This window comes from Pseudomonas fulva NBRC 16637 = DSM 17717 (genome assembly GCF_000730565.1).
GTDB classification, from domain to species: Bacteria; Pseudomonadota; Gammaproteobacteria; order Pseudomonadales; family Pseudomonadaceae; genus Aquipseudomonas; species Aquipseudomonas fulva.
Map to the genome: position 1 here is coordinate 43379 of NZ_BBIQ01000023.1, position 23972 is coordinate 67350.

Genomic DNA, 23972 nt, shown 5'->3' on the forward strand with positions numbered 1-23972 from the left:
AACCCCCAGCCTGGGCCGTACGCCAGGCTGGGTAGACAAGACCAGGCAGCGCATCAGCCTGAGTGCGCAACGTGCTCCGGCGTCAGTTCCTCCTGAAAATCCGCCTCGCCAGGCAATGCAGTGATGACGCTGAAGTCACTCACCTCGACCTGCCCACCCCCATAACCCAGAAGGTGGAACGAGAAGGCCTTGCGTTCCACTGGGTTGTCGAACCCGAACTCCATCTCCAACGGTTCGTCGGCGGTGACCCTGACTTCCTCCGGCAAGCCTAGCGGCACATCCTGCTCCAGTTGCTTGGCCTTGAGCTGGATGTAAGCGGCGTGCCGGGCGTCCAGCGCACGCACCTTGACCCTGACACGCGTGCGCGAGCCTTCGGGCATCTCCAGGTACTGCGCGCCGATCAGGTTATCGGCCCAGTCGTCATGGATGCGCTTGCTGAGCTGGATGGGTGAGGGCCCGCCAAATTGATAGCGCAGATTGAGGGGGCTTTGCATCAGCGATTGGTCCAGTACGCCGGCCAATGCACCTATTTGCTGCCCCAGCGCATTGTCGCCCTGGTCCAGGTAGCGGGCCCGATCGGCAATGAACCCTTCACTGGCGTAACGGCGACAGCGCTGCTGGAAATCGCACTCGGTAAACACGCCCTTGCCGTCGTGGTAGCGGAGCATGCCATTGGTGAACGAGATCATTTCGCGGCCGGTGTCGTAGTCTCGATACATCGACCGCCCGCCAAGGGCCAGCGGGATGGGCAGCGCGAAATAGTCGAGCAGCGAAGTGGCCAGGTCGACGTGCCCGTAGGTACCGCCCTTGAGGTGAGGCAACTGGGCCTGATCGGGTGCGAGGGTCAGGTTGAAGCCCCAGGAAGAAGCCAAGCGCACCCCATCGATGCCGTGGGATTCATCCGAGGTGACCACCACCAAGGTATCCTTGAGCACGCCCTGGCGCTCCAGGTTGTCCAAGAAAGCGCCCAAGGCGTCGTCCAGATAGGCCACGGCGGCCTGCTTGGGGGTGTCGAAGCGCGCCAGGTAATCGGCAGGGGCGGAGTAGGGCTGATGGGTGCCGACGGTGAGCAGGGTGAGCATCCACGGTTGGTCTTGCTTGCGCAGTTGCCCGACGTAATCCAGCGCGCCTTCGAAAAAGGCTCGGTCATCCTTGCCCCATGGGAAGTCCAGGTAATTGCGGTTGCCGAACCACTCCACGCCATGTACCGAATCAAAACCTACGTGGGGCATGATGCGGTCCTTGGCCATGAAACGCAGCCCAGCGCCTTGCAGGTAATGGGTGGTAAAACCAGCCTGGCGCAACTGCGCCGGCAGGCAGGCCTGGTTGCGCTCGGCCTGGGTCAACAACTCCACGCCTTTGGGCGTGCCGTTGGCCAGTTTGTCGTAGTCGCCGCAGAGCATTGCATACAGCCCGCGTATGGTCTGGTGGCTGTGTAGGACATAGTCCGGGGTATTCATGCCCCGCGTAGCCCACTGGCTCAAGCGCGGCATCAAGTCTTCGTCGAAGCGGCTGTGCAGCGCCTCGCGATTGGGACGCAGGTAGGCACCGGGGATGCCCTCGACCGTGATGACCAGCAGGTTGCGCGCACTGCCTGGGCCATCGAGCAAGCGTTGGCCGTTGAGGTCTGATTGGGTAAGGCCGGCGCTGGGCAGGGGGGTGAACGGCGTCACCTGGCCGCTCCAGCGTTGCACTTGGCGCTGCACATCGCCCACCGCCGCAGAGACGAGCTGATGGCCCAGGTTGTATTGGCGCCATTGCTCGGCATCGGAGGGTGCCAGGTGTTGACTGGCCCAATGCACGCCGAACAAGGCCAGTACCGCTACCCACGCCTTGCGTGGTAACGGCCGGCCAGGCTGGCGACGGGTCTTCCATGCCCAGGCCAACCAGGCCAGCAGCCCGGCACCCATGGACCAAGCCAGCCAGCCGTGGGCCAGGCCGCCCCCGGTGGAGTTTTCCATGAACTGCGGGTCGACCAGGTAGGCGAGGTCTGCGCTGGTGGGCAACCGTCCCACCGCGCTCACCAGTTCGGCCGAGGCGACCCAAAGCAGGGCCCACGCCAGCAGCACCGGCAGCGCCAGCCACCAGGGCCGACGATGCAAAAGCAGTAACAGCGCGCCGCCCAGGGCCAGGTCGGAGAGATAGCCAAGCGGGTTGGACCAGCCCAACGCGGCACGTGCGCCCAAGGGTAGCACCAGCACCAACACGGCCAAGGCGGCGAGCCGCTTGTGTGAGGGGTCTGAGAGGCTTTTCACAAAAACGTTCCTTTGCCATTAAATCGTCATCAATCTGTGGCTGATGATAACAGGCCAAGGGCGGGCAAAGCGGGCGTGCAAAGCGCTGGCACACAAAAGCCAGGCCCGCGTAAGCGGGCCCGGTGCGTCGATCATCAGAAGTAGTAGGGGAATTTCAGACTGAACGAGAAGTCGGGCGCATCATCGGTCAGCCCGATGGACAGATTGGGCACGATCGTAAGGTTGTTGGTCGCCGCAAACGTCATGCCGACGTTGAAGTTGGCCGCGTTGTAGTCGCTGTTGGAGACCGATTGCCAGTCACCACCGTCGGGCTTGATCTTGCTCTTGCGTCCGAACTGGTCGGAGACCGAGAACGACATGCTCATCTTCTCGTTCAGCGCGAAGGCAATGCCCGCACCGATTTGCCACGAGTCGCCCAGCTTCACGTCACCGGGTACCTTGCTGTTGACCTGCGGGCTGATGTCGCTGAAGGAGTCTTCCAGGTTGTACGTGTAGGACAAGCTGCCGAACAGCACGGCCGGGTCGAACGTCTTGACCAGGGAGATACCCGGCGTGATGGACCAGACCCCGTTGCCGGTCGGCAGGCTCTCAGGCACCGAAAGGTTGTCGTTGCCCGCCACTTCGCGCAGCTTGATCCCGTAGGGGTCCTTGCCGGTCGGCGCCTTGACCCGCAAGGTGGCTACGGCATCTGGCCAGGTCTCGGATTCGTCCAGGAACTTGTAGGCGACACCTACGTTGATATCGCCGATTTCCGGGTCGCGCGTGACCGTGGCGTCCGAGGTGCTCGGCCCGGCCCCTCCAGCGCCGCCAGACGAATAGGTGGACTCGCGGTAGATGACCGGGACGTTGATGTCAAACTGCCAACGCTGGTCCAGGTTGTAGCGTGCCGTCAGGTCCAGGGTCCAGTTATCGGCCTTGATACGGTCCAGGTTGATATTGCCCAGGAAGATCGAATCCAGCGCCAGGAAGCCGTTGAGGGTCAGGGCGCGGGTGTCGTAGTGGGTATAGGTCAAGCCGGTTTCGAGGCTGAACTTGCCACCCCCGAAGAACCCGCTGGCCTCGTCGTACAAGTTGGAGACGCTCTGCGCAGGCTCGGAGTCTGCGGCCAGCGCCTGCCCATACGAGGCGCCGGTGGTCCCAGGCGCCCCGGCAGCGACGGTCTGGCCCCCCTTGACCCGTTCGCTGGGCGATCGCACCAGGCGTTTGGGCGGGGGGGCTGCCGGGGTTTCTTCGACCTGGCGAACCCGCTGCTCCAGCACCATCAGCGCCTGCTGCTGGGCTTCGTAGCGGCGCTTGAGTTCGGTCAGTTCCTGTTTGAGTGCTTCGACTTGCGGATCTACAGCGGCGTATAGCGATGTGGCGGGTGCCAAGGTTGTCAAACACACAACCGCTTTGAGTGCTAACGATCGTTGCATGAAGATGCCGTCCCTTCCGACTGCTGTGATGAGACTGAGCGTAGATCAGTATCCGACAGAGCGAAGCCCTTTGAGCTGGTCCAGGCTGCCATTTAGCGAAGCGGCGGTTGGCAGGTTCTGGCGCATGACCACGTTCAGAGAGGTGACGTTGTTCACCAGGTTGCCATTGCCGAGCACGGTGGTGTTCTGCATCAACCCGCCTTGGGCCAGACGCTGCACGCTGTTGCCCTGATTGCCGTGGGCATCTATGTTCATTTGCACGCCTACGCCTGTGGACGACACGCTCAGCGCGCCGGCGCCGTTCTCGGCCATCAGCGTCTGTCCGGCGGCCAATACCTGCCCATGGGGCTGCACCGTGGGAGCCTGGTCGGCTTTGGTCACATTGACGTTCACATTGTTGTAGGCACTGTTGTCGTCGCCGGCCGCGCGGACCACTTGGGTCACCCCCTGCGTAGTACCAAGCCCGGCACCGCCGCTCACCGTACCGCTGCCCTGGGCAACCGGCTGGGCACTTCCCTGGGCCGTCGGCGCGCCGCGCTCATCGATCAACGAGACGTAGAATTGCGGCTTGATCGTGGCCTGCTGCACCTGCAAGGTGCTGCTGGCGCCTATCACTTCACCGCGCGCGTTCTGCCAGGTGCTGCTCATGACGATGCCGAAACTCACGATTCGACCCGGCATCACGTAGCGTCCGCGCAAGCTCGCCAGTTCCTGGTCCTTGAGCTCGATAGGGTGCAGCACTTCGGCGTGGATAGGCAGGCTGGCCGTCATGCAGGCCAGAACCAACCAGATAGGGGTCTTCATGCAATGCTCCCCGGCGCATCGTGCACCTTGTTCTTGGAAGAGGCGTTAGAAGAAATCGCTTCGAATGAAGCCGTAGTCCAGCAGATCGGCATCCTTGACCGGCGTGAAGCCGTCCAGGCGGCCTTTGGCCGTCAGCGGCAGCGGAGGGGCGAGCAGGGCGTTTTGCTTGTCGTAGCCCTGGCCGATCACCGCGAAGATGATGCCGTTCCAGCCCTTTAGGAAGTCCTCGGTTCTGTAACGCTTGTGCCCCAGCACCGGATCGCCGATGTAGACCCAGCCCCGGTCGACCTTCTGCATGACCACAAAGTGCTTGTAGCCGCGGATGTCCATCAGCACCACCACTGGGATTCGAACGCTGTTCAGTGTCTCGGGCGCCACTCGGTAACCCCGGGCGCGCATGCCCAGGCTTTCCACATAGCGCTTCATGTCGAGCATCGAAAACCCCTGGGTGCGGACCAGGTTCTGGTCGGCATGGGTGAGCATGCCCTCGATGATCTGGTGTTCGTCCACGTCCAGCCAGTAGGCCTGACGCAGGATGGTTGCCAGCGCGGCGGCGCCGCAGCTGAAATCGGTCTTCTGTTGCACCAAGTCGGCGAACTTGCGTTCGCGCATGCTCTGGATGGGCTTGAACACCACCGCGCCGCCAGGCAGGACGGACAGCGGCATCTGGGCTGCTTGACCCATGCTGGCCAGGCACAGCAGGAACGCCAGGGCGAATACGCGCATGATCGACGCCTTTGGGTGCGTTGGAGATAGGCCCCCAAAAAGGGGGCCTTGGGGTCTGGCATCAGAACGAGGTGTTGGAGATGGCCAGCGAGTTGCTCTGCTGGTTGCCCACACCGGCCGCCACGTTCACGCCCAGGTTGCCGCTGCCGCCATTGACCGAACCGCTAAGGGTTGCAGTGTTGGTCACAGGGTTGGCCCAGCCGGTCGGGGTCAGCACTTGGAAGGACACGGTATTGCTCAAGTCGTAAGCGCTGCTTTCGCTGTAGCTCTTGGCGACGTCGTTGGAGGACTGACTGGAGGTTTCGCCAGACTTTTCATACGCCGAAGCCGAAGCGTTCTCGTAGGAAGAGTCATGCGACTTGGTGTACGACGAGTCCCGCGAATGGTTATAGGACGACTCGCGCGACTTGTCGTAGTTGGAGTCGAAGGCTTTTTCGAACGAAGAGTCGTATGCACTTTGCTGCGAGGTGTTCACCGAAGCATCCAGGGATGCATTGAGCGAACCGTCTACGCTGCTGGTGCGGGTGCGCTCGCGATCGCCGTTGGTCAGGGTCAGGGTACGCGTGGCATCGGCAGCCGCTGCCAGGCTGGCACTCAGGCTGGCGCTGCTCGAGGCGCTGGCGCTGCCGCTTGCCGAACCGTTCATGCCCCAGCTGTTGGAACCACTGGCACTGGCACTGTTGGAGCCGCTGGCGTTATTGGCACTCGAACCACTTGAATTCCAACCGCTGGAGCCGCTGGAGCTGGCACTTTGCGAACCCGCCAGGTTGAAGCTGGACGAGGCACTGCGGTCATCGGTGGAGTTCAGCGTACCTTCACGCGAGCTGGAACCGGTGGCCGAGGTGGTGAAGGTCAGGGTATCGACGCGGTACGTGCGGTCGGCCCCGTTGTTGACCACAAGCCCTGGGCCGTTCTGATCGGCCTTGGCCGTAGCCGTGGCATTGCCGATACCGGCGTTGGTATTGGCGATGGCCATGCTGTTTTTCTGCTGGTTCAGGTCGCCGCCGGCAATGTTGATGCCCACGTTACCCGAGCTGCCTTCGCCAGAGCCGCTCATCACTGCCGAAGACTGGGTCGACCAGTTGTCGACACGGTTGTTGTTGCTGTACTGGCTGACGTCAGCGTTGGCTTCGGCGGTGCCGAAGACGAAACTGTTGTCCAGGGTAGAGTCGGCAGCGGCATTGGCGATGGCCGACGCGTTGCCCTGCTGGTTGCCGTTACCAGACGCCACGTTGACACCCACGTTGCCACTGGCACCGGTTGCCGAGCTGCTCATTTCAGCTTCGTTGACGGTGCCCTGGTTGGTGATGGTGTTGCCGGTGCTACGCTGGGTGTCCAGCGCATCGGCCTTGGCCGAGATGGGCAGCCAGGTGGTGCTGTTGCCGTTGTAGCTGCGACGGTTCTGATCGGCTTGTACAGCAACGGCCATGACCGCAGCAATTGCGAAAACCAGAGGCTTGAGTGCCATCGAAGGTTTCATGGTGATTCTCCGTACTCTAAAGGTTAAGTGTCGTTCATGACTCAAACGGTCAGTCGGCGACCCGTATGCTCAAGGTGTTGGCCATGCGGTTTCCCACCCCGGCACTCTGATTCAGCTGAACCACGCCACGGCCACCGGTGAACGCTTGGTCACTGGTGGTGACCTGGCGATGACCCGTCGAGGTAGCAGCTGAGTCAAAGGTGTTGAGCAGCGTCACGTTCTGTTGCAGGAGGACGCTGTCGTCGATGCTTTGCGGTTGTGTACCCACGCTGATGCGCAGGGCGTTGGCCTGCTGGGTGCCTGAACCGGCGCTCTGGTTGACACCAAGCGCGCCATTGCCGTGGCTGAACGAGGCGCCGCCAATATTGGCCTGGGTATCCATGGCAGCGTCCGGAGGTGTATTGAGCCGTTGCCGGATCTGTGTCGTGGCACTGGCGCCGTGGCCCAGGGCGAACGCCCGGGCGTTGGCCTGCTGCTGCAGGTCTCCGGCAGCCTGGTTGACCGTCATGTTGCCCTGATAGGCACGGCCGGCGTCGTCGATGGTGGCGTTGTTGCTGACGGCAGCCGGTGGCTGGGCGATGGCGGACGCGCTGCACAGCAGGGTGATTACGAGCAGGGCAGGCTTCATGTCATTTGCCCCCCGTCAGGATCTGCAGGGGCGCGAGGCCTTTCTGCACGCTCGAATTGACCATGTTGGAGATCCCGTTGCCCGAGCCTGATCCACGTCCGCCTGCCAGGTTGGGCAATTGGGTCTGGTGGCCGAGGTTGCCGCCCAGGTGGTCGGTCTGCTGGGTGATCATGGCGTTGATGCCTGAGCCGCTGCTGATGCTGGCGAAGTCGCCGTCACTCAACTCGTTGGTCTGGCGCAGCACATGATTGACCGGGTTGGCATTGACGGTGGTAGGTGTGGGGTCCGGGCGCAGTGGGGGAATCACGGCATTGCGTGTCTGCACGTCGCGGGTAATGACGATGGTGCCATTGTCGGCTTGGGTGGTTGCGCTGAGCGAGCTGACCACGCACCCCAGCAGCAACAGGTAACCCAGGCGTTTGTCGATGTTCCTCACGACGGCGGTTCCTTCTTCAGCCGCTGGCCTTGTTCAGCGTTGCGCTAGCAAGAGCAGGAGCCGTGCCGCTTTTGAGAAGTCGCGGTATTTCAGGGGGTTAGCGTGATAAAGGCCGTCGTGCAGGCCTGCGTTGTGTCAGGGCTGATACAACGAGCAGATACCGGTGACCGAGCGGTCACCTCTGGGAGAGGGTTTGATCACAGTGGCAGGCAGTGTTTCGGTGGCGTGACACTTACCGCACTTCACGGCGTAAGCCGCATGCTTGCAGGGTTGGCTGCGGCGGGGGTGTGTCAGGGGCTTTACACCGGGGCCGAGCGACGCAGCATTGAAGCGACCAGCTCCAGCGCCAGGGCCTGCCGTGTTGCCCAGTCGCCTTCGATGATGCGGTAAGGCTGATCGTGGTCTTGCAACCAGTGCAGGCTCGCCCCGAAAAACTGCTGGCGCTCTCGCACATCCGGCTGGGTGCGCTGACCATCGGCAACCCAGGGCACGCCCTCAGGGCTAAGCAGCAAGTGCAGGTCGTAGTGACGATCGAGAAGAGCCTGCTCCAGCCAAGGTGGGCAATCGCCGAACAAGGTCTGGCTCCAGAGCATATTGCTGAGCAGATGAGTATCCAGAATCAGCAGCGACGGCGAGCTTGCGCGTGCAGCGTCTTCCCAGGCCAATTGCCCACGGGCGATGCTGGGGATGTCGGCGTAGCACGTGTCGCGGCAGTGCTGGTCGATGAAGTGACGCACGTACTCACCCACTACCAGCCCACCGAAACGCGCCTGGATCTGGCCGCTCAACCAGCTCTTGCCACTGGATTCGGGGCCGCACAGCACCACCACCTGAGTGCTCGTCACAGCGCTCATGCCTTCACCAACGCTGGGTCCCGGTACCACTCCAGCCATCCGCGCAGGGCGATGAGGGTAAGCACCGCAAACAGCGCTGCGGTGAAGTACAAGTGCTGGTGCAGGTACTGCCCGACATAGATGATGTCCACCACGGCCCACAGGGGCCAGCATTGCAAGCGCTTTTGCGCCATCCACCACTGCGCCACCAGGCTGAAGCCGGTCAGGCTGGCGTCCAGCCAGGGCAGGGCGGCATCGGTCCAGGTGGCCATGGCAGCACCTAATGCTGCGCTGAGCAGCACGCCCAGGCACAGGTGGGTGAGCAGCGCGCCGGGTCGCAAGCTCGATACCTGGCGTGCCGCATCTTGGCGTTCAGGGCGCTTCCACTGCCACCAGCCATACACTTGCAACAGCGCATAGGCAACTTGAAGCAGCATGCCCGAATAGAGCTTGACCTCGTAAAAGAGCCAGGCATAGATCAGCACCATGATCAGGCCAATGGGCCAGCACCAGGCGTTCTGCTTGACCGTGAGCCACACAGCGATGACGCCGAGGACGGCGGCGATGAGTTCAAGGCCGGACATCGGCGATCCTTGGAGAATTGAGCGGGGGGCGCGATTGTAGCGGTTAGCTCAAGGAAGGTGTAGGGCGTTGCCGGCATCAGGGCCGTCTTGCAGCCCTGAGCCGGTGTCGGCTTCAGACCTTGAACTGGCGCAGCAGTTGTTCCAGGTCCTGGCTGAGCCGGCCCAGCGCCACGCCGGCTTCACTGGACTGACGCGCCGCATCGGCCGCCTGCTGGGAAAGGCCTGCCGTGTCCAGCACGTTGCGGTTGATGTCTTCCACTACGTGGGATTGCTGCAGGGTGGCGCTGGCAATGGAAGCATTCAACGCTGTCAGGGTGTGCAGGGCCTGGTTGATCGCATTGAGGCTGGCGCCTGCTTCACGGGCTTGCGTGACAGTTTGCCGTGAGGCCTCGCTGCTGGTGTCGATCGCCTTGACGGCGGCATCGGACTGGCTCTGCAAGTGTTCGATCATGGTGTGGATCTCGGCGGTGGACTGGGCCGTGCGCTGCGCCAGCAGGCGCACTTCATCGGCTACCACGGCAAAACCCCGGCCTTGCTCGCCTGCGCGAGCCGCTTCGATCGCCGCATTGAGGGCCAGCAGGTTGGTCTGTTCTGCAATCGAGCGGATCACGTCCAGTACGCCGCCAATGCGGGTACTGTGCCCGGCCAGATCGCGGATCACCTGCACTGCCTGTTCGATGGTCATGGACAACCGGTCGATCTGAGCCAGGCTGCCATGGATCGCCTGCTGCCCCTGCGCGACCTGTTGCTGAGCGGTGTGCATCTCCCCGGCGGCCTGCTCGGCGGTCTTGGCAACATCCTGCACGGCGTAGGTCACCTCGTTCACGGCCGTTGCCACCTGGTCCATCTGCAGTGATTGCTGCGCGCTTTGCTGTTGCGCCGCACCGGCGTTGTCGCCTACATGGTCGGCCGATCTGGCCAGCGCATGCGCCGCCCCTTGCAGTTGTCCGATCACCCCTTGCAGCTTGCCGTTGAAGCGGTTGAAGTGCTCGCCCAGCTGGCTGAGTTCATCACGCCCGTGGGTATCCAGCCGCCGGGTCAGGTCGCTTTCGCCGCTGGCGATATTGCCCATGGCCTGCACGGCTTCCTGCAGCGGGCGGGCAATGCTGCGTGCGATGACCCAGACCATCAGGCCCATCAGCAGCGCGATCACCACGCCCAGCAGCGAAGCGTCACGCAGCTGTCGAGCGAACTCGGCCTGTACGTCGTCCACGTAGACGCCAGAGCCGATGATCCAGCCCCAGGGCTTGAACAGCTGGATGAAGGACGTCTTGGCAACAGGTTCGCTAGCCCCGGGCTTGGGCCAGCGGTAATTCACAGGCCCCGCCCCCTGCTGGCGCGCCAGCGCAGCCATTTCGTTGAATACCGCAAAACCATCCGGATCCCGGATGCCCGACAGGTCCTGGCCATCGAGCTTGGGATTGGCCGGATGCATGATCATGCGCGGGGTCAGGTCGTTGATCCAGAAGTAGTCGTCATGGTCATAGCGCAGCGCCCTCACCACCTGCAGGGCTTGTTGCTGGGCCGCGTCGCGGCTCAACGTGCCGGCGGCCTCCAGCTGTTGGAAATGCACCAATACACCTGTGGCCGTTTCCACCACATGCCGGGTTTTCTCAGCCTTGGCCTGGTACAAGTCGCCGTGGATCTGGCGCAGCATCAGCAGACCAAGCGCCAACAGCATGGCTATCGCCACTACCAGGATCAGCCACAAGCGGCTGCTGATCGACATCGATCTAAGCGTCTTCATTGCGCATGCTCCATTTGTTCTTGTTTTCACCTGCATCCAAGCACGCCTGTGGCCATGGACCCACTCGACCAATGGCTAAGTGCCATGTGCCGTGGAGTCTGTTGCCTGCAACGTCATGACAGTGCAAAGGGGTTCTGCCAGCATTTCGGCGGCGCAACATGAAACCTTTAGTAACCGTGAACTTTTCCACTGGCTTTGCGACCAACAGACGCTGTAAAACAGCCGGGCCGCGTGCGGCAATATTCAGGCAAATCAAGAACAAGGAGCTTGCCACGAGCAGGCTCCATCGGGGGGATGATGGATTTTTGGACGGCCTTTCAGGCAATCATACTGGGCGTGGTGGAAGGGCTGACGGAGTTCCTGCCGATTTCCAGTACCGGCCACCAGATCATCGTCGCCGACCTCATCGGGTTCACAGGTGAGCGGGCGATGGCCTTCAACATCATCATTCAGCTGGCCGCCATCCTGGCGGTGATGTGGGAGTTTCGCGGCAAGATAGTCGACGTGGTCCGCGGGTTGCCCACCCAGCCCAGGGCCCAGCGCTTCACCGGTAACCTGCTATTGGCCTTTCTGCCAGCGCTGGTATTGGGTGTATTGTTCGCCGACCTGATTCATGAGTACCTGTTCAACGCGGTCACCGTGGCGGCTGCGCTGGTGCTGGGTGGGGTGGTCATGCTCTGGGCCGAGCGACGGCAACATACGGTTGAGGTGACGCATGTCGATGAGATGCGCTGGAGCCATGCGCTGAAAATCGGTTTTGTGCAGTGCCTGGCCATGATTCCTGGTACTTCGCGCTCCGGCTCGACCATCATCGGTGGCCTGCTGTTTGGCCTGTCGCGTACTGCTGCGACGGAGTTTTCCTTCTTTCTGGCGATGCCGACGATGGTGGGGGCTGCCGTGTACTCGGGCTACAAGTACCGTCATCTGTTCCAGCCGGATGATCTACCGATCTTTACGCTGGGCTTCGTGACCTCGTTCATCTTCGCGATGATCGCCGTACGCGGCCTGTTGAAGTTCATCGCCAACCACAGTTATGCAGCCTTTGCCTGGTATCGGATCGTCTTCGGCATGCTGATTCTGGCCAGCTGGCTGTTCGGCTGGGTCGACTGGACCGTTGCCCATGGTTGAGCAGCCAGATCGCCAGCGCCCCGCGCAGATACGCAACGCCCGGTTCAAGGGGGTGCTGCTGGGGCTGCTGTGTGTGCTGCCGGTGCTGGGTGTAGCGTGCCTGGCCTACGACGCGCAGGCGTGGTGGCCGCTGGTGGTGTACCCGGGGATGAGCCTGGTCAGCGTGTTGCTCTACTGGCACGACAAGGCCCAGGCCCGCACCCAGGCCCGCACCCAGGCGCGGCGCATCCCGGAGAAGCTGTTGCACGGTACAGAACTGTTCGGTGGCTGGCCTGGCGCTCTGCTGGCGCAGCAGTTGTTCAGGCACAAGACACGCAAGGTGCCTTACCAGGTTACCTTCTGGGCCATCGTGGTCGTGCACCAGGCCGCCTGGGCGTATTGGCTGTTCTTCCAGGGGCGAGCTGCGGCATTGGCGTGAAACCGCTTTATCACACACGGGAGCGAGCGCGCTTAATACATTTCCCGGCCACTCCTGTATTTGCTCAGTGACCTGTCAGACATAGCGTTCCCCGCACGTTTCGAATGAGGCGGCCAAATGGTCGATCCATACGCGCACCGCAGGCGTGACACCGCGTCTGTGAGGGTATACAGCCTGCAGGTAGCCGCCTGGCAAGGACCAGTCCGGGAGCAGCCTGACAAGTTCTCCACGCTGCAGCTGCTCTTCACAAAACAGGCTGGGCAGGGCGGTGAAGCCCAGGCCCGCGCGTACAGCTGCATTACGTACTACGAAATCGTCCACTGACAGCCTGGGTTCGAGCGCCAAGGCGCGCAGCTGGCCCCCAGGCCCTTGCAGCCTCAGGTGTACCAGGCGGTCGGATTCGGGTGCGCCGAGCACCGGCAGGTCGGCTAGCTGCTCAGGCTCGCGTACCTGTGGGGCAAAACCAGGCGCGGCAACCAGTTGCATCTGTGCCTGACAAAGTCGCCGGGTCACCAGCGTAGGGTCCTCATCGCCCAGGTCACGCACACGCAGCGCTACATCTATACCTTCGGAGATCAGGTCCACCCGACGGTTGAGCAAGACCAGGTCCAGTTGTACGAGCGGATATTGCCGCAAAAACTGGGTCACCACGTCCGGCAAGAACGCATGACCCAAGGCCACCGGGCAGGATACGCGTAGCCTGCCGCGCGGTTCACTGCTCATGCTGGCTACCGCTTCCTCGGCAGCCTCGGCTTCGAGAAGCATGGCCTGGCAGTGATGCAGGTAGCGCTCGCCCACGGCGGTCAGTTTCACCTGGCGTGTAGTGCGCTGTAGCAGGCGCATCCCTAAGCGTTCTTCCAGTTCGGCGATTCGACGGGACAACCTTGATTTCGGAATGCCCAGTTGGCGTCCGGCGGCGGCGAAGCCGCCTGCTTCGACGACGCGGGCAAAGTAGAACAGATCGTTCAAATCCTGCATGGGCAATGCTCATTGTTCCAGGGATAGGACAAACTAACGCGATTGGGGGCACTTATCATCCATTACTCGCTTAGGTAATATCGTTCCCATCAAACATCTCCCGCTTCAACCCCTTTTCGCAGGAGCACCTCATGAAACTGCTGCACATCGATTCGAGCATCCTGGGTGACAACTCGGCCTCGCGCCAACTGAGCCGTGAGGTCGTAGCCGCTTGGCAGGCCGCTGAGCCAAACGTCGAAGTGGTCTATCGCGACCTGGCAGCCGATGCCATCGCTCATTTCTCGGCCGCTACCCTGATGGCTGCCGGCACGGGTGAAGAGCTGCGCGATGCAGCCCAGGCCTTCGAGGCCAAGCTCAGTGCCGAGACCCTCGAAGAGTTCCTGGCCGCCGATGCGGTGGTCATTGGCGCACCGATGTACAACTTCAGCGTGCCGACCCAACTCAAGGCGTGGATCGACCGCATCGCCGTCGCCGGCAAGACCTTCCGTTACACCGAAGCTGGCCCGGAAGGCTTGTGCGGTGACAAGAAAGTGGTGCTGGTTTCCACGGCAGGTGGTGTGCACGCCGATCAACCTACCGGGGTAGGCCATGAAGACTTCCTCAAGGTGTTCCTGGGCTTCATCGGCATTACCGACCTGCAGGTGGTTCGGGCTCACGGCCTGGCTTACGGTCCGGAGCAGCGTATCCAAGCGATTACCGCTGCACAGGCGCACATCGAGAACGATCTGTTCGCCGTTGCGTGACGGCGGGGGTTCGCCTTAGCGCAAGTTGAGGGTCGCCTAGGCGGCCCTTTTTCATGCGCGGCCACCGCATTCCGCTAACGGCGACACAGCCTACTGTTGCGCAACGCTAGGGCTCAACTGTAATGGTGGGTCATCGAGGAATAGCCTTATGCTGTAACGAAATATGTATAAGCGCTGAAGAAGGAAGCCGCAATGCCGCTCAAGGACCTGCTCATCGCTCTGGTGGTAATCATCGCCTGGGGCGTCAACTTCGTCGTGATCAAGGTCGGGCTCGATGGGTTGCCGCCCATGTTGCTGGGGGCGCTGCGTTTTCTCCTTGTGGCATTCCCCGCGGTGTTCTTCATCAAGCGGCCAAACCTGCCCTGGCGTTGGCTGATCGCGTACGGTGCGACCATCTCCCTGGGGCAGTTCGCATTTCTGTTCCAGGCCATGGCCAGCGGCATGCCACCGGGGCTGGCTTCATTGGTCCTGCAGTCCCAGGCCTTCTTCACCCTGGGCTTCGCCGCGCTGTTTCTGGGCGAGCGCTTGCGCGTGGCCAGTGTGCTCGGGCTGCTGGTGGCCGCTGGTGGACTGGCGCTGATCGGCAGTGAAGACGGCAGCCATGTTCCCACGCTCGCGCTGATATTGACCTTGTGTGGCGGGGCGATGTGGGGCTTGGGCAACATCATTACCCGCCGCTTCGGATCGATTGACCTGGTGGCATTGGTCATCTGGGGCGGTTTGATCCCTCCGCTGCCCTTTCTGCTGCTCTCTGGCTGGCTGGAGGGGCCTGAACGCATCAGCCAGGCGCTCACGCACATCGGCTGGCACTCGATTGCCGCGCTGGCATACCTGGCATTCGTCGCCACCATCCTGGGCTACAGCCTCTGGAGCACGCTGTTGTCGCGCCATCCGGCTGGCAAGGTCGCGCCTTTTTCGCTATTGGTGCCTGTGATAGGCCTGAGTTCGTCGGCACTGCTGCTGGGTGAGCGCCTGACCGAAACCCAGGGTTGGGGTGCCTTGCTGGTCATGTGTGGTTTGCTGGTGAACGTGTTTGGTGCCCGACTCGGCCAGCGGCTCAGGGCCGCGAGGGCCTGAGTAACTGCGGGCGCTACCCGTTTTTTTCGAGTTTTGATTGACCAGGCTCATGTTGTTGGTCGGTTACAGTCGCCCAGCAGGCACGGATATGCTTCCCTGGCTACGTTTTGGTAGGGAGGACCGCAAACGATGCGAGTCAGGGACGAAATCTATTGGCAGTGGGCCGATGCACAACTGCACAGCCGCTGCCACGACGAGGCGCTCAGCGACGGCACGACCCTCGATGTGCAGGTGCGCCTGTCCAGGCAAGGCGCAACTCAACTGTTTCTTGGCCTTTACGCTCGCGACGGGCAGGCTCTGGTGGAGGAGTATTATCCCGCCCGCTGCGGCGAAACCATGACCCGCGCGCTGGTGTGGGGTGTGGAGCGCGCTCGGGCATTGGCCACGGGCGCCACGCCGTTACCCCATAAGGCAAAAAGGCGCGCATGAAAAAGCCCGGCGCGGTGGCCGGGCTTGAGACCGCGTGAGGGTCAGTACTGCGCTTCGATCACCTTCACGGCATGTTGCGTACGCGCCTCTGGCCATTGCTGTTGCAGGGTTTGCAAGACACGGCCGACGAACTCGGTATCGGCAGCCGCCTTCTTGCCTACATAGCCCTGGCCTCGGCGGTAGGCCTTGAAGCGCGCACGCATGCTTGGCAGGTGCTCCTGGAATTCATCTTCGATCGTGTTGGGTGGCAAGCGGTCCAGGCGCACTTCGCCGCTTTGGCTCACCCACAGCAGATGGTCATCAAGGCTGTCCTTGCGCGTGGCGAACAGCTTGGCCAATTGATCAATGGTCGGATTGTCGTTCAAGTTCATCATAAAGCCCCCATTACCCAGTTTCAGGTGATATTCACAGTTGGCGCTATCGCGATGTAGCGCGTTTCCAAGGCTGCTACTGCAGCTTTGCAACAGGGGCTTTCTCACGCTGCCTTTTGGACAGTTCCCTCTCCACGGGCCGCCTGCGTTACCGCGCAGGCGGCCTGGAACACCCTTGCCACGACTCCCGATCAGGGAGACGGCCTCATCATGCACAAGCGCGATGAACGGCGTCAACCGTTTTGTAGTGATTATTTTTGCTCACTACATTTTCGTAGAGTTGTCCGACAATCCTTGGTTTCAGAGCCCTGAAAGAATCTCGAATGCCGCGCGGACCCGGGCTTCGTTGGGGTAGTTGCGGTTGGCCAGAAGCACGATGGCCAACCCTTCTGATGGGACGAACGCTGCATATGAACCGAAACCGTTGGTGGAGCCGGTCTTGTTGTACCATGCTGCCGCCAACGGAGCGGCTGGCGGCTGCAGCCGTTGTGCCGGCTGGGGGCCTCGTATCATCTGCGGACCATTGCCGGTGAGGAGGGTGCGCAATGTGACGGGGTACGCATAACGCTCCCAGCCCAGGCCTTGTGTCATCTCACCGATCTGGGCGTAGCCATTGCGGGTGATGAGGACGGCGCGGGCCAAGGGCGCGGGCAGATCGTCGGGCTGCATGTTCAAGCGCACGTAGCGCAGCAGGTCGCTGGCACTGGTCTTGATGCCGTAGGCTTGTTGCGCGTAAGGGCCAGGGTTCACGCGCACAGGCTTGTCGCTGGCATCGTAGCCTTGGGCATACAGGCTACGTGCATCGCTGGGCACATCCAGGTAGGTACTGTGCAGGCCCATGGGCTTGAGCACGTTTTGCTCAAGCAAGGTGGCAAACGGTTGATGCTGGGCACGGGCGGCCAGGTCGCCGAACAGGCCCAGGCTAGGGTTGGAGTAACACCGTTGGGCACCTGGCGTGCCTTTGGGCTGCCATTGCCGCAAGAACGTCACGATTTGCTGGGTGGAGTTCACGGTGTCGGGGAACTGCAAGGGCAAGCAGTCAGCGCTGTAGGTGCCCAGGTCCTGCACGGTGGCGTCCCCCATGGGAGTACCCCCCAGGGCCGGGTGATAGCGTTTGGCAGGGGCGTCGAGGGCGAGCTGGCCTTCGGCATTGGCCACGGCTACCAACGTGGCGGTGAATGTCTTGCTCAGCGAGCCGATTTCGAACAGGGTGTCGCGGCTAACGGGCACGCCGCCGTCGCGGCTGGCGACGCCGTAGCTGAAGTAATGAGCGTGGCCATGGGCATACAGCGCGACGGCCATGCCGCTGATGCCCTCGGCCTGCATCAGGGGGCCGATGACGGTGTCGACTTTACTTCGCAGCGGATCATTGGCGTAGGCGGATGACCAGGGTGCGCCGAGCATGAGGGCGACCGCAATATAGACGGAGCGGGGGCAGATCATTGAAGTTCCTTGGCTGAGTGTCCGTTGCGCGATACCGGCAGGGGTTCCGGCGTTAGCGCCTGGGGGCGCAAAACCTTATCCTCCGTGCTTGCCCAAAGACAAGACGGAACGGAACTGTGATGAAGTATCTGCGCATGCTGTTCGACAACTTCACCCTGGCGTTGCTGGCCGTGGTGGCGATTGCCACCGTGCTGCCTTGCTCAGGTCAGGGGGCTGTGTATTTCGGCTGGCTCACCAACCTGGCGATCGGTTTGTTGTTCTTCCTGCACGGGGCCAAGCTCTCGCGGGAGGCAATCATCGCTGGGGCGGGGCATTGGCGCCTCCATCTGCTGGTGTTTTCCTGCACGTTTGTTCTGTTTCCACTGCTGGGCATGGCGTTCAAGCCGCTGTTCCTGCCACTGGTGGGAGATGAGCTTTACTTGGGGGTGCTGTACCTCTGCGCGTTGCCTGCCACCGTCCAGTCGGCCATTGCGTTCACCTCGCTGGCACGGGGTAACGTGCCGGCGGCCATCTGCAGCGCAGCCGCCTCCAGCCTGCTGGGCATATTCCTGACCCCAGTGCTGGTGATGTTGTTGCTGGGCGCCAGCGGAGACACCGGCTCAGGTCTGGACGCAGTGCTCAAGATCACCTTGCAGTTGCTGGTGCCGTTCGTGGCCGGGCAGCTCGCCCGCCGCTGGATTGGTGCCTGGGTCAAGCGCAATGCGCGCTGGCTGAAGATCGTCGACCAGGGCTCGATTCTGCTGGTGGTCTACACCGCCTTCAGCGAAGCGGTGGTCACAGGCTTATGGCACACCGTTTCGCCGCAGCACCTGGCAGGCCTGTTCGCCGTCTGCGGCATCCTGCTGACCGTGGTGTTGGTGGGGACGAGCTTGCTGGGCAAAGTGTTTGGCTTCAACCTGGAAGACCGAATCACCATCCTGTTCGCAGGCTCGAAGAAGAGCCTGGCAACCGGGGTGCCGATGGCGCAGGTGTTGTTCGTCGGGAGCGGCATTGGCGCAATGATCCTGCCACTGATGCTGTTCCACCAGATCCAGCTGATGGTCTGCGCCGTGCTGGCGCAACATTACGCGAGCCGCGAGCAGGATGATATCGAGGTGCCAACGGTCCGATGAACCGGTGATGGTTGCAGCCGACCTGGGCTGCAACCATCACGGCGCCTGAATCAGAAGTTCGCGGGGGTATTGGCGCTGATGATCTCCGCTTCGTCCTGGCCAATATTCTTGAAACTGTGGGGCAGCGTGGTTGGGATGTAGTAGCCGTCACCGGCATTGAGCACGCTGACTTGGCCATCGACCCACAGCTCGACGGTGCCTCGGGTGACGAGCCCGCACTCTTCACCCTCGGCGTGCACGATGGGCTCGCCCGAGTCGGCTCCTGGGGCATAAAGCTCGCGCAGCATACGCATTTGCCGGCCCTCGACGCTGGCACCCACCAGCAGCATGCGCAACCCGTTGCGACCCAAGTCGGGCTGCTCGCCTGCCCGGAACACAAATCGCTCCTCACGCACGGGTTCATCGAAGCTGAAAAACTCTGCCAGGCTCATCGGAATGCCCTCCAGCAGCTTTTTCAAGGAGCTGACTGAAGGACTGACGCGATTCTGCTCGATCTGCGAAATGGTCGAGTTGGTGAGCCCGCTGCGGCGCGCCAGCTCTCGCTGCGAGAGGTTGTTGCGTTCACGCACTAGTTTGAGTCGCGTCCCCGTGTCCATAGCCGCCTTGTGATAAGAGGTGTCAAGAATAATGAGCGAGGCGCATTAAAACATACTCTCAAGCCTTGCGCGCTGCGGTTTGCCAGTGCAGGCCGTTGGCGATGCCGGATGGGTCATCGCCAGGCGAGATACGGCGCCCTTATTCCGCTCTCGGGCCTGGCCACATGCTGCGCAGCACCCCGTCACGGCGAACCCAGGCGTGCATCAGCGCAGCGCCCACGTGTACCAGTACCGTGGCAAACAACAGGTAACCCGCCCAGCCATGCGCCTGGCGCAGCACGGCATACAGCTGCACGTCATGAGGCGCGATCGCCGGCAGGTCGAGCGGGCGAGGGTACCCGCCGGCCGAGAGCATGGCCCACCCCAGCAAGGGCATGGCAAGCATGAGGCCGTACAGAAGCAGATGCGAAGCGCCCGCAGCCAGGCGCTGGACAGCTGGCAGGTCCTGGGGCAGGGGCGGATGGGGAATACTCAGGCGCACGATGATGCGCGCTATCACCAGTACCAGCAGCGCCAGCCCTGTGCCCTTGTGCAAACTGACCAGCACTGGATGACGGACCGACAGGTCCGTGACCATGCTTACCCCGATGAAGAGCATGGCCAGGATCAGAATCGCCATCGACCAGTGCAGCACGCGGGCGACGGGATGAAAGACGGTGGGTTTCATGGTCGGGCTCCAGTGCTCAAGGACTCGCGGCTACGACGGTTGAACGATTCGGAATAGGCCGCTGAACGGGCCGCGAGTATAGGGTCGGCGGTAGGTTCGATGCCGCGGGGCAGGATCAAGGGATCGAAGTTGAGGTCGCGGCAGGCACCCTGTTCCGGTGCGTCGACCTGTTCAAGCACCAACGTGCCTGCGTTGACGCTGCGCCGGTTCGCAGGCCAGGGTTTGGCGGGGTCGTCGATGTCGTCATCCGGCTCGGCAAGTACCAAACGCAGGGTCCAGCGCAAGGGCCCCTGCGCCAGCCGTCGCTGCAGGTCATGTTGCAGAAACAGGGGGTCGTCTACCTGCGCCGGCAACGCGGTGTAGGGCGTGAGCGGTTCAAGCTGCCAGCGCACCGGGTGGGCATTGCCGTCGGCATCGATCAACTTGAATGCATTGATGCTGTGGTACTGGGTGTTGGCGAAACTGTCGCTGGGCTTGTAGCTGGCGGCCCATTGCCGAAACGCGGCGCTTTCGGGGTGGGTTGCAAAGAAGGCCTGTACCTTGGCAGGGTCCGGCTTGCGCGTCGCCGGGTCCGGGGTGTTGGCAAGCACCTGCTCGTAGAACGCCTCGGCCGTACTCACTGCCAGTACGGGCGGATTGTTCATGCCTGTCCTCCAGACTTGCCCGTCATCGGTGGAGAGCTCGATTGCCAGGCTGCGCACGGGGATGCCGGTGTCAGGCGCGAACGGGTTGGCACCGCCAATGGCCAGGCGGCCTATCACCGGCACGCGCGCCTGGGTGAACGCCCGTGCCGTCGACAAGCTTGCCGCTTGCCCGCTGGCCTGGAAATAGCCGCTCACGCACAGGCCTTTGGAGTGGTTCTTGCGATAACCCGGGTAATGCCCAGCCTGGGCCTCGAACGTATCGATGATGCGCTGTGGTGTGAGCGCGGAGGGGCCAAGCCAGCCGGCGCTGTAGGCAAAGCCCGCACCGGCAGCCAGCATTAACGCGCCGATTGCCGCAAGACGCCAGGCCTTGGCCTGGCCCTGCAAAGGTTGGTTCATGGTCAGTCCCGTTGATTTCACGAAAGGTGCCAGTACGACGCTGCACTGAAAAAGTTATTCCTCGGGTGGGAATAACTTTTTCTCCAGCGCGTCTGTTCCCTACACTGCCCCATCATTGCCCGGATACTTTCCATGCAGGACTTGGACGACCAACAATGGCGAGCGCTGCTGGCCCGACTGCGCCGCTTTGCCATCTGGCTGACTCGCGAGGCGGGGAGTGCCGATGACCTTGTGCAGGCCACGGTCGAGCGTGCCTTGAGCCGGCGTCAGCAGCATCAGGACCCCGATGCCCTGCGCGCCTGGCTGTTCACCATCCTTTATCGCCTGTTTCTGGATGGCAAACGGCGAGAACGCCTGCACGCCCGCTGGCTCTCCTGGTTCGCCAGCAGCAGCGCGGCCGAAGAAGTGGCTGGCGACAATCTTGAGGACATCGTGCTGGCCCAGGCGGATTTGCAGGCATTCGGCCGACTCAAGACCGAGCAACGTGCCTTGCTGTTGCTGGTGAGCGTTGAAGGCCTGAGTTACAAGGAGGCTGCCCAGACGTTGGGCATTCCCATCGGTACTGTCATGTCACGCCTGTCGCGCGCGCGCGATGCCCTGCGCGCATTGACCGAGGACAGCCCTCGACCACCGGCCTTGCGGAGATTGAAATGACACGTCTTATTCCTAGTGAAGAAGAGCTTCATGCCTACGTCGATGACCGCCTGGACCCGGTGCGCCGCGCCGAAGTCCAGGCCTGGCTGGCCAGCCATCCCCAGGCTGCGCAACGCGTTGAAGGCTGGCTCGCCGATGCGCGCCAGTTGCGTACGGGCCTGGCGGGCCTTGCGCAGCCGCGGGCGAGCACGCTGGTTGATCGGGATCCGCTGCGGCGACAGGCGCGACACCGCCTGCAGCGTCGCTGGGCAAGTGCTGCCGCGATCGTAGTGGCCTTGGGCGTAGGCGGGCTCGGTGGGTGGCAGGCGCGCGATGCCAGCCTTGCTGACGTAAAACCCATGGCTGATGCCGTGCAGGCTCACCGCTTGTTCGCCGACAGCCAGGCGCTGGACATCCAGGCGCGTGATCCCGATCAATTGCGCACTTGGCTGCAAGCGCACTTTGATCAGGTGGGGCAACTGCCTGACCTAGCAGGCTACGGGTTCACCCCCGTGGGCGCCCGACTGCTCAGTAACGAGCAAGGGCCGGCGGCGCTGGTGGTGTTCGAAGATGGGGTGGGGCGCAGGATCAGCCTGTTCCTGCGCTCACCCGGCAAGCACTTCCGGCGCATGCCGCAAGGGCAGCGAATCGATGGTCAGCTTCAGGCCCGGTACTGGTCCCACGGTGCGTATAATTTCGCCCTGGTCAGTGCCGCCGATGATGGCCGGGGTGTCGGCATCGGGGAGGCCTTGCGCACGACGTTGTGAGCCGGACGAGACCCCGTGCGCGCCCAGGCTGGCTTAGCTGAGCTCTAGCCAGATGGGCGCATGGTCCGACGGTTTCTCCATCGCGCGCAGTTCGTAATCCACTCCCGCAGCCTTGATCCTCGGGACCAGGCTTGCCGAGGCCATGATCAGGTCGATGCGCAGGCCGCGCTTGGGCGCGTCTTCGAAGCCACGGCTGCGGTAGTCGAACCAGCTGAAGCGGTCGTCGACACCCGGGTGCAGATGCCGGAAGCTGTCTACCAGGCCCCAGCCTTTCAAGCGCTCCATCCACTCACGCTCCTCTGGCAGGAAGCTGCATTTGCCGGTCCTGAGCCAGCGCTTGGCATTGTCTGGGCCGATACCGATGTCGCAGTCTTCTGGCGATATGTTCATGTCGCCCATCACCAGCACGGGTTGGTCATTGCGAAACTGGCCTTCGAGCAGTGCTTGCAGGTCGGCGTAGAAACGCTGCTTGGCCGGAAACTTGGTGGGGTGGTCACGGCTTTCGCCCTGCGGGAAATAGCCGTTCATGACGGTGATGGGGTTGCCTTGGTGGTCGGCGAAGGTGCCCCAGATGAAACGGCGCTGAGCGTCTTCTTCGTCCGTTGCGAACCCCTTGTGAAGGCTCAAGGGTGCCTGGCGCGACAGCAGGGCGACACCGTAGTGGCCCTTTTGCCCGTGGTAATGCACGTGATAGCCCAGGGCCTGGACCTCGGCTAGCGGAAACTGATCGTCGCTGACCTTGGTTTCCTGCAGGCCGATGATGTCCGGCTGGTGCTTTTCGACCAGGGCGGCCAACTGGTGTGGGCGCGCCCGCAGGCCGTTGATGTTGAAACAGACGATCTTCATGCAGAGACGATCCCGGTAAAAAGGCGCGATGCTAGCCGACATCGGCGTTGATCACCAGCATGGTGGCGCGTAGGCGCTACTGGTGCAGCGCCAAGGTGAACGATGGGCGGCATTGTGCCTCCAAGGCCTATCAGCCAGCCCAGAAGGTTCCCCTCCATGTCTCAAGCCCCTGCCGCCGAGGCCCGCGTTTGCCTGCTCGATTCCGGTTACCGCCGCGAAACCCGGGCACTGCTGTACACCGTCTACCGGGACGACCCAACCTTCGCTTATCTGCTCGAAGCGCATCGCCCCGGTTATGAGCGGCGCCTGCGCACACTGCTGCGCGAGTGGGTCCGCCAGCATTTTTACCTGCAGCTGCCCGCCGTCGGCCTGCTACTCGACGATCGTCTGATCGGCGTCGCGCTGATCGTCCCGCCCCTGCGGCGACTGGGTGTGGCAGACAGTTGGGCCTGGCGTTTGCGCATGATGGTTGGCGCAGGGGTGCGTGCCACCCGGCGCTTCATGGCTTACCAGGCGGCCGTCTCGACGTGCCGGCCTACCGATCAGGTGCACGTGTTACCGCTGCTGGGTGTGTTGCCAGTGCTACAAGGCCAGGTGTATCCGACCCAGTTGTTACATGCGGTACAACACTGGTGCAGAAATGATGGAGATGCCCAAGGCATCGTCGTCGACACGGGCAATGATGAACACGTGGCGTTTTATCACACCCAAGGCTTTGTCGAGACCGGTGAGGTCGCCATTGGGACAGTACGCCAACGCGTCTTGATGTATGACAACGCTCAGGCCGGTGAGCCATTGGCGTGAATGGCGTTT

Annotated in this window: 26 protein-coding genes and 1 pseudogene; 9 read left to right on the forward strand and 18 right to left on the reverse strand. The window is 62.4% G+C overall.

The genetic code is table 11. The annotated features are described in order from the left end of the window. Window positions 1-53: 53 nt before the first annotated feature. The 11 genes and pseudogenes from PFU01S_RS18960 to PFU01S_RS22990 all read right to left on the reverse strand — a co-directional run. The gene (locus PFU01S_RS18960) at window positions 54-2255 is read right to left on the reverse strand and encodes an LTA synthase family protein (RefSeq protein WP_028687725.1); all 2202 of its coding nucleotides are present in this window, start codon (window positions 2253-2255) and stop codon (window positions 54-56) included. Window positions 2256-2389: 134 nt separating this feature from the next. After that, complete coding sequence (gene fapF / locus PFU01S_RS18965) at window positions 2390-3670, reverse strand: fibril amyloid transporter FapF (RefSeq protein ID WP_027915539.1); 1281 nt, start codon at window positions 3668-3670, stop codon at window positions 2390-2392. Between the two features lie 45 nt (window positions 3671-3715). Continuing rightward, window positions 3716-4474 (reverse strand): fibril amyloid subunit FapE, encoded by a 759-nt coding sequence (gene fapE / locus PFU01S_RS18970; protein ID WP_027915540.1) that lies wholly within the window; start codon window positions 4472-4474, stop codon window positions 3716-3718. A 45-nt stretch (window positions 4475-4519) separates the two neighbouring features. Continuing rightward, window positions 4520-5200 (reverse strand): fibril amyloid maturation endopeptidase FapD, encoded by a 681-nt coding sequence (gene fapD / locus PFU01S_RS18975; protein WP_028687726.1) that lies wholly within the window; start codon window positions 5198-5200, stop codon window positions 4520-4522. Between the two features lie 61 nt (window positions 5201-5261). After that, entirely contained in the window at window positions 5262-6680 is a 1419-nt protein-coding gene (fapC, locus tag PFU01S_RS18980; protein ID WP_027915542.1) for an amyloid-like fimbrin subunit FapC, read from the reverse strand. Between the two features lie 49 nt (window positions 6681-6729). Continuing rightward, window positions 6730-7308, reverse strand: coding sequence for a fibril amyloid subunit FapB (gene fapB, locus PFU01S_RS18985; protein ID WP_028687727.1), 579 nt, complete (start codon window positions 7306-7308; stop codon window positions 6730-6732). Between the two features lies 1 nt (window position 7309). After that, window positions 7310-7744, reverse strand: a complete 435-nt coding sequence (gene fapA, locus PFU01S_RS18990) for a functional amyloid chaperone FapA (RefSeq protein WP_027915544.1) — start codon at window positions 7742-7744, stop codon at window positions 7310-7312. A gap of 299 nt (window positions 7745-8043) precedes the next feature. Further along, entirely contained in the window at window positions 8044-8598 is a 555-nt protein-coding gene (locus PFU01S_RS18995) for an AAA family ATPase (protein WP_027915545.1), read from the reverse strand. After that, entirely contained in the window at window positions 8595-9161 is a 567-nt protein-coding gene (gene pnuC / locus PFU01S_RS19000; RefSeq protein WP_027915546.1) for a nicotinamide riboside transporter PnuC, read from the reverse strand. Before pnuC ends, PFU01S_RS18995 begins: the two co-directional genes overlap by 4 nt. Window positions 9162-9273: 112 nt before the next feature. Further along, complete coding sequence (locus tag PFU01S_RS22985; RefSeq protein WP_373456138.1) at window positions 9274-10008, reverse strand: methyl-accepting chemotaxis protein; 735 nt, start codon at window positions 10006-10008, stop codon at window positions 9274-9276. 138 nt (window positions 10009-10146) lie between these two features. Continuing rightward, window positions 10147-10944 (reverse strand): annotated as a pseudogene (locus PFU01S_RS22990) (cache domain-containing protein); the annotation flags it as partial. Window positions 10945-11205: 261 nt separating this feature from the next. On the opposite strand from PFU01S_RS22990, the gene PFU01S_RS19010 reads away from it, so the two are divergent. Together PFU01S_RS19010 and PFU01S_RS19015 are read left to right on the forward strand one after the other, a co-directional pair. After that, complete coding sequence (locus PFU01S_RS19010; RefSeq protein WP_028687729.1) at window positions 11206-12036, forward strand: undecaprenyl-diphosphate phosphatase; 831 nt, start codon at window positions 11206-11208, stop codon at window positions 12034-12036. Further along, the gene (locus tag PFU01S_RS19015) at window positions 12029-12454 is read left to right on the forward strand and encodes a DUF1294 domain-containing protein (RefSeq protein ID WP_028687730.1); all 426 of its coding nucleotides are present in this window, start codon (window positions 12029-12031) and stop codon (window positions 12452-12454) included. The genes PFU01S_RS19010 and PFU01S_RS19015 overlap by 8 nt, the downstream gene beginning before the upstream one ends. A gap of 75 nt (window positions 12455-12529) precedes the next feature. Here the strand turns inward: PFU01S_RS19015 and PFU01S_RS19020 are convergent, their stop codons facing one another. After that, the gene (locus PFU01S_RS19020; protein ID WP_028687731.1) at window positions 12530-13432 is read right to left on the reverse strand and encodes a LysR substrate-binding domain-containing protein; all 903 of its coding nucleotides are present in this window, start codon (window positions 13430-13432) and stop codon (window positions 12530-12532) included. Between the two features lie 131 nt (window positions 13433-13563). On the opposite strand from PFU01S_RS19020, the gene PFU01S_RS19025 reads away from it, so the two are divergent. The 3 genes from PFU01S_RS19025 to PFU01S_RS19035 all read left to right on the forward strand — a co-directional run bounded on the left by PFU01S_RS19025 (window position 13564) and on the right by PFU01S_RS19035 (window position 15681). Continuing rightward, window positions 13564-14175, forward strand: a complete 612-nt coding sequence (locus PFU01S_RS19025; RefSeq protein WP_028687732.1) for an FMN-dependent NADH-azoreductase — start codon at window positions 13564-13566, stop codon at window positions 14173-14175. 192 nt (window positions 14176-14367) lie between these two features. After that, window positions 14368-15252, forward strand: coding sequence for an EamA family transporter (locus PFU01S_RS19030; protein ID WP_028687733.1), 885 nt, complete (start codon window positions 14368-14370; stop codon window positions 15250-15252). A gap of 129 nt (window positions 15253-15381) precedes the next feature. Further along, window positions 15382-15681 (forward strand): hypothetical protein, encoded by a 300-nt coding sequence (locus tag PFU01S_RS19035; RefSeq protein WP_027915553.1) that lies wholly within the window; start codon window positions 15382-15384, stop codon window positions 15679-15681. Window positions 15682-15722: 41 nt separating this feature from the next. Here the strand turns inward: PFU01S_RS19035 and PFU01S_RS19040 are convergent, their stop codons facing one another. Then, window positions 15723-16055, reverse strand: a complete 333-nt coding sequence (locus PFU01S_RS19040) for a hypothetical protein (protein WP_023533476.1) — start codon at window positions 16053-16055, stop codon at window positions 15723-15725. 297 nt (window positions 16056-16352) lie between these two features. Further along, window positions 16353-17495 (reverse strand): class C beta-lactamase, encoded by a 1143-nt coding sequence (gene ampC / locus PFU01S_RS19045; RefSeq protein WP_028687734.1) that lies wholly within the window; start codon window positions 17493-17495, stop codon window positions 16353-16355. A gap of 119 nt (window positions 17496-17614) precedes the next feature. On the opposite strand from ampC, the gene PFU01S_RS19050 reads away from it, so the two are divergent. Then, window positions 17615-18607 (forward strand): bile acid:sodium symporter family protein, encoded by a 993-nt coding sequence (locus PFU01S_RS19050; protein ID WP_027915555.1) that lies wholly within the window; start codon window positions 17615-17617, stop codon window positions 18605-18607. Between the two features lie 50 nt (window positions 18608-18657). On the opposite strand, the gene PFU01S_RS19055 is transcribed toward PFU01S_RS19050, so the two are convergent. The 3 genes from PFU01S_RS19055 to PFU01S_RS19065 all read right to left on the reverse strand — a co-directional run bounded on the left by PFU01S_RS19055 (window position 18658) and on the right by PFU01S_RS19065 (window position 20919). Next, entirely contained in the window at window positions 18658-19203 is a 546-nt protein-coding gene (locus tag PFU01S_RS19055; RefSeq protein ID WP_027915556.1) for a cupin domain-containing protein, read from the reverse strand. A 139-nt stretch (window positions 19204-19342) separates the two neighbouring features. Beyond that, window positions 19343-19870 carry a cytochrome b gene (locus tag PFU01S_RS19060; protein WP_027915557.1) on the reverse strand — a complete coding sequence of 176 codons (528 nt, stop codon included), beginning with the start codon at window positions 19868-19870 and terminating at the stop codon, window positions 19343-19345. Next, window positions 19867-20919 carry a catalase family peroxidase gene (locus PFU01S_RS19065; protein ID WP_028687735.1) on the reverse strand — a complete coding sequence of 351 codons (1053 nt, stop codon included), beginning with the start codon at window positions 20917-20919 and terminating at the stop codon, window positions 19867-19869. Before PFU01S_RS19065 ends, PFU01S_RS19060 begins: the two co-directional genes overlap by 4 nt. A gap of 126 nt (window positions 20920-21045) precedes the next feature. On the opposite strand from PFU01S_RS19065, the gene PFU01S_RS19070 reads away from it, so the two are divergent. Both PFU01S_RS19070 and PFU01S_RS19075 read left to right on the forward strand, forming a co-directional pair. Continuing rightward, window positions 21046-21567: a sigma-70 family RNA polymerase sigma factor gene (locus PFU01S_RS19070; protein ID WP_027915559.1), complete on the forward strand. Its 522-nt coding sequence runs from the start codon at window positions 21046-21048 to the stop codon at window positions 21565-21567. Next, complete coding sequence (locus PFU01S_RS19075; RefSeq protein WP_028687736.1) at window positions 21564-22313, forward strand: anti-sigma factor family protein; 750 nt, start codon at window positions 21564-21566, stop codon at window positions 22311-22313. The genes PFU01S_RS19070 and PFU01S_RS19075 overlap by 4 nt, the downstream gene beginning before the upstream one ends. Before the next feature lie 33 nt (window positions 22314-22346). On the opposite strand, the gene xthA is transcribed toward PFU01S_RS19075, so the two are convergent. Beyond that, window positions 22347-23159, reverse strand: a complete 813-nt coding sequence (gene xthA, locus PFU01S_RS19080) for an exodeoxyribonuclease III (protein WP_023533543.1) — start codon at window positions 23157-23159, stop codon at window positions 22347-22349. Window positions 23160-23315: 156 nt separating this feature from the next. Here xthA and PFU01S_RS19085 point away from each other — a divergent pair, with 156 nt between their 5' ends. Then, on the forward strand, window positions 23316-23963 hold the full coding sequence (locus PFU01S_RS19085) for a GNAT family N-acetyltransferase (protein ID WP_023533510.1): 648 nt from the start codon (window positions 23316-23318) through the stop codon (window positions 23961-23963). The last annotated feature ends 9 nt before the right edge of the window (window positions 23964-23972 follow it).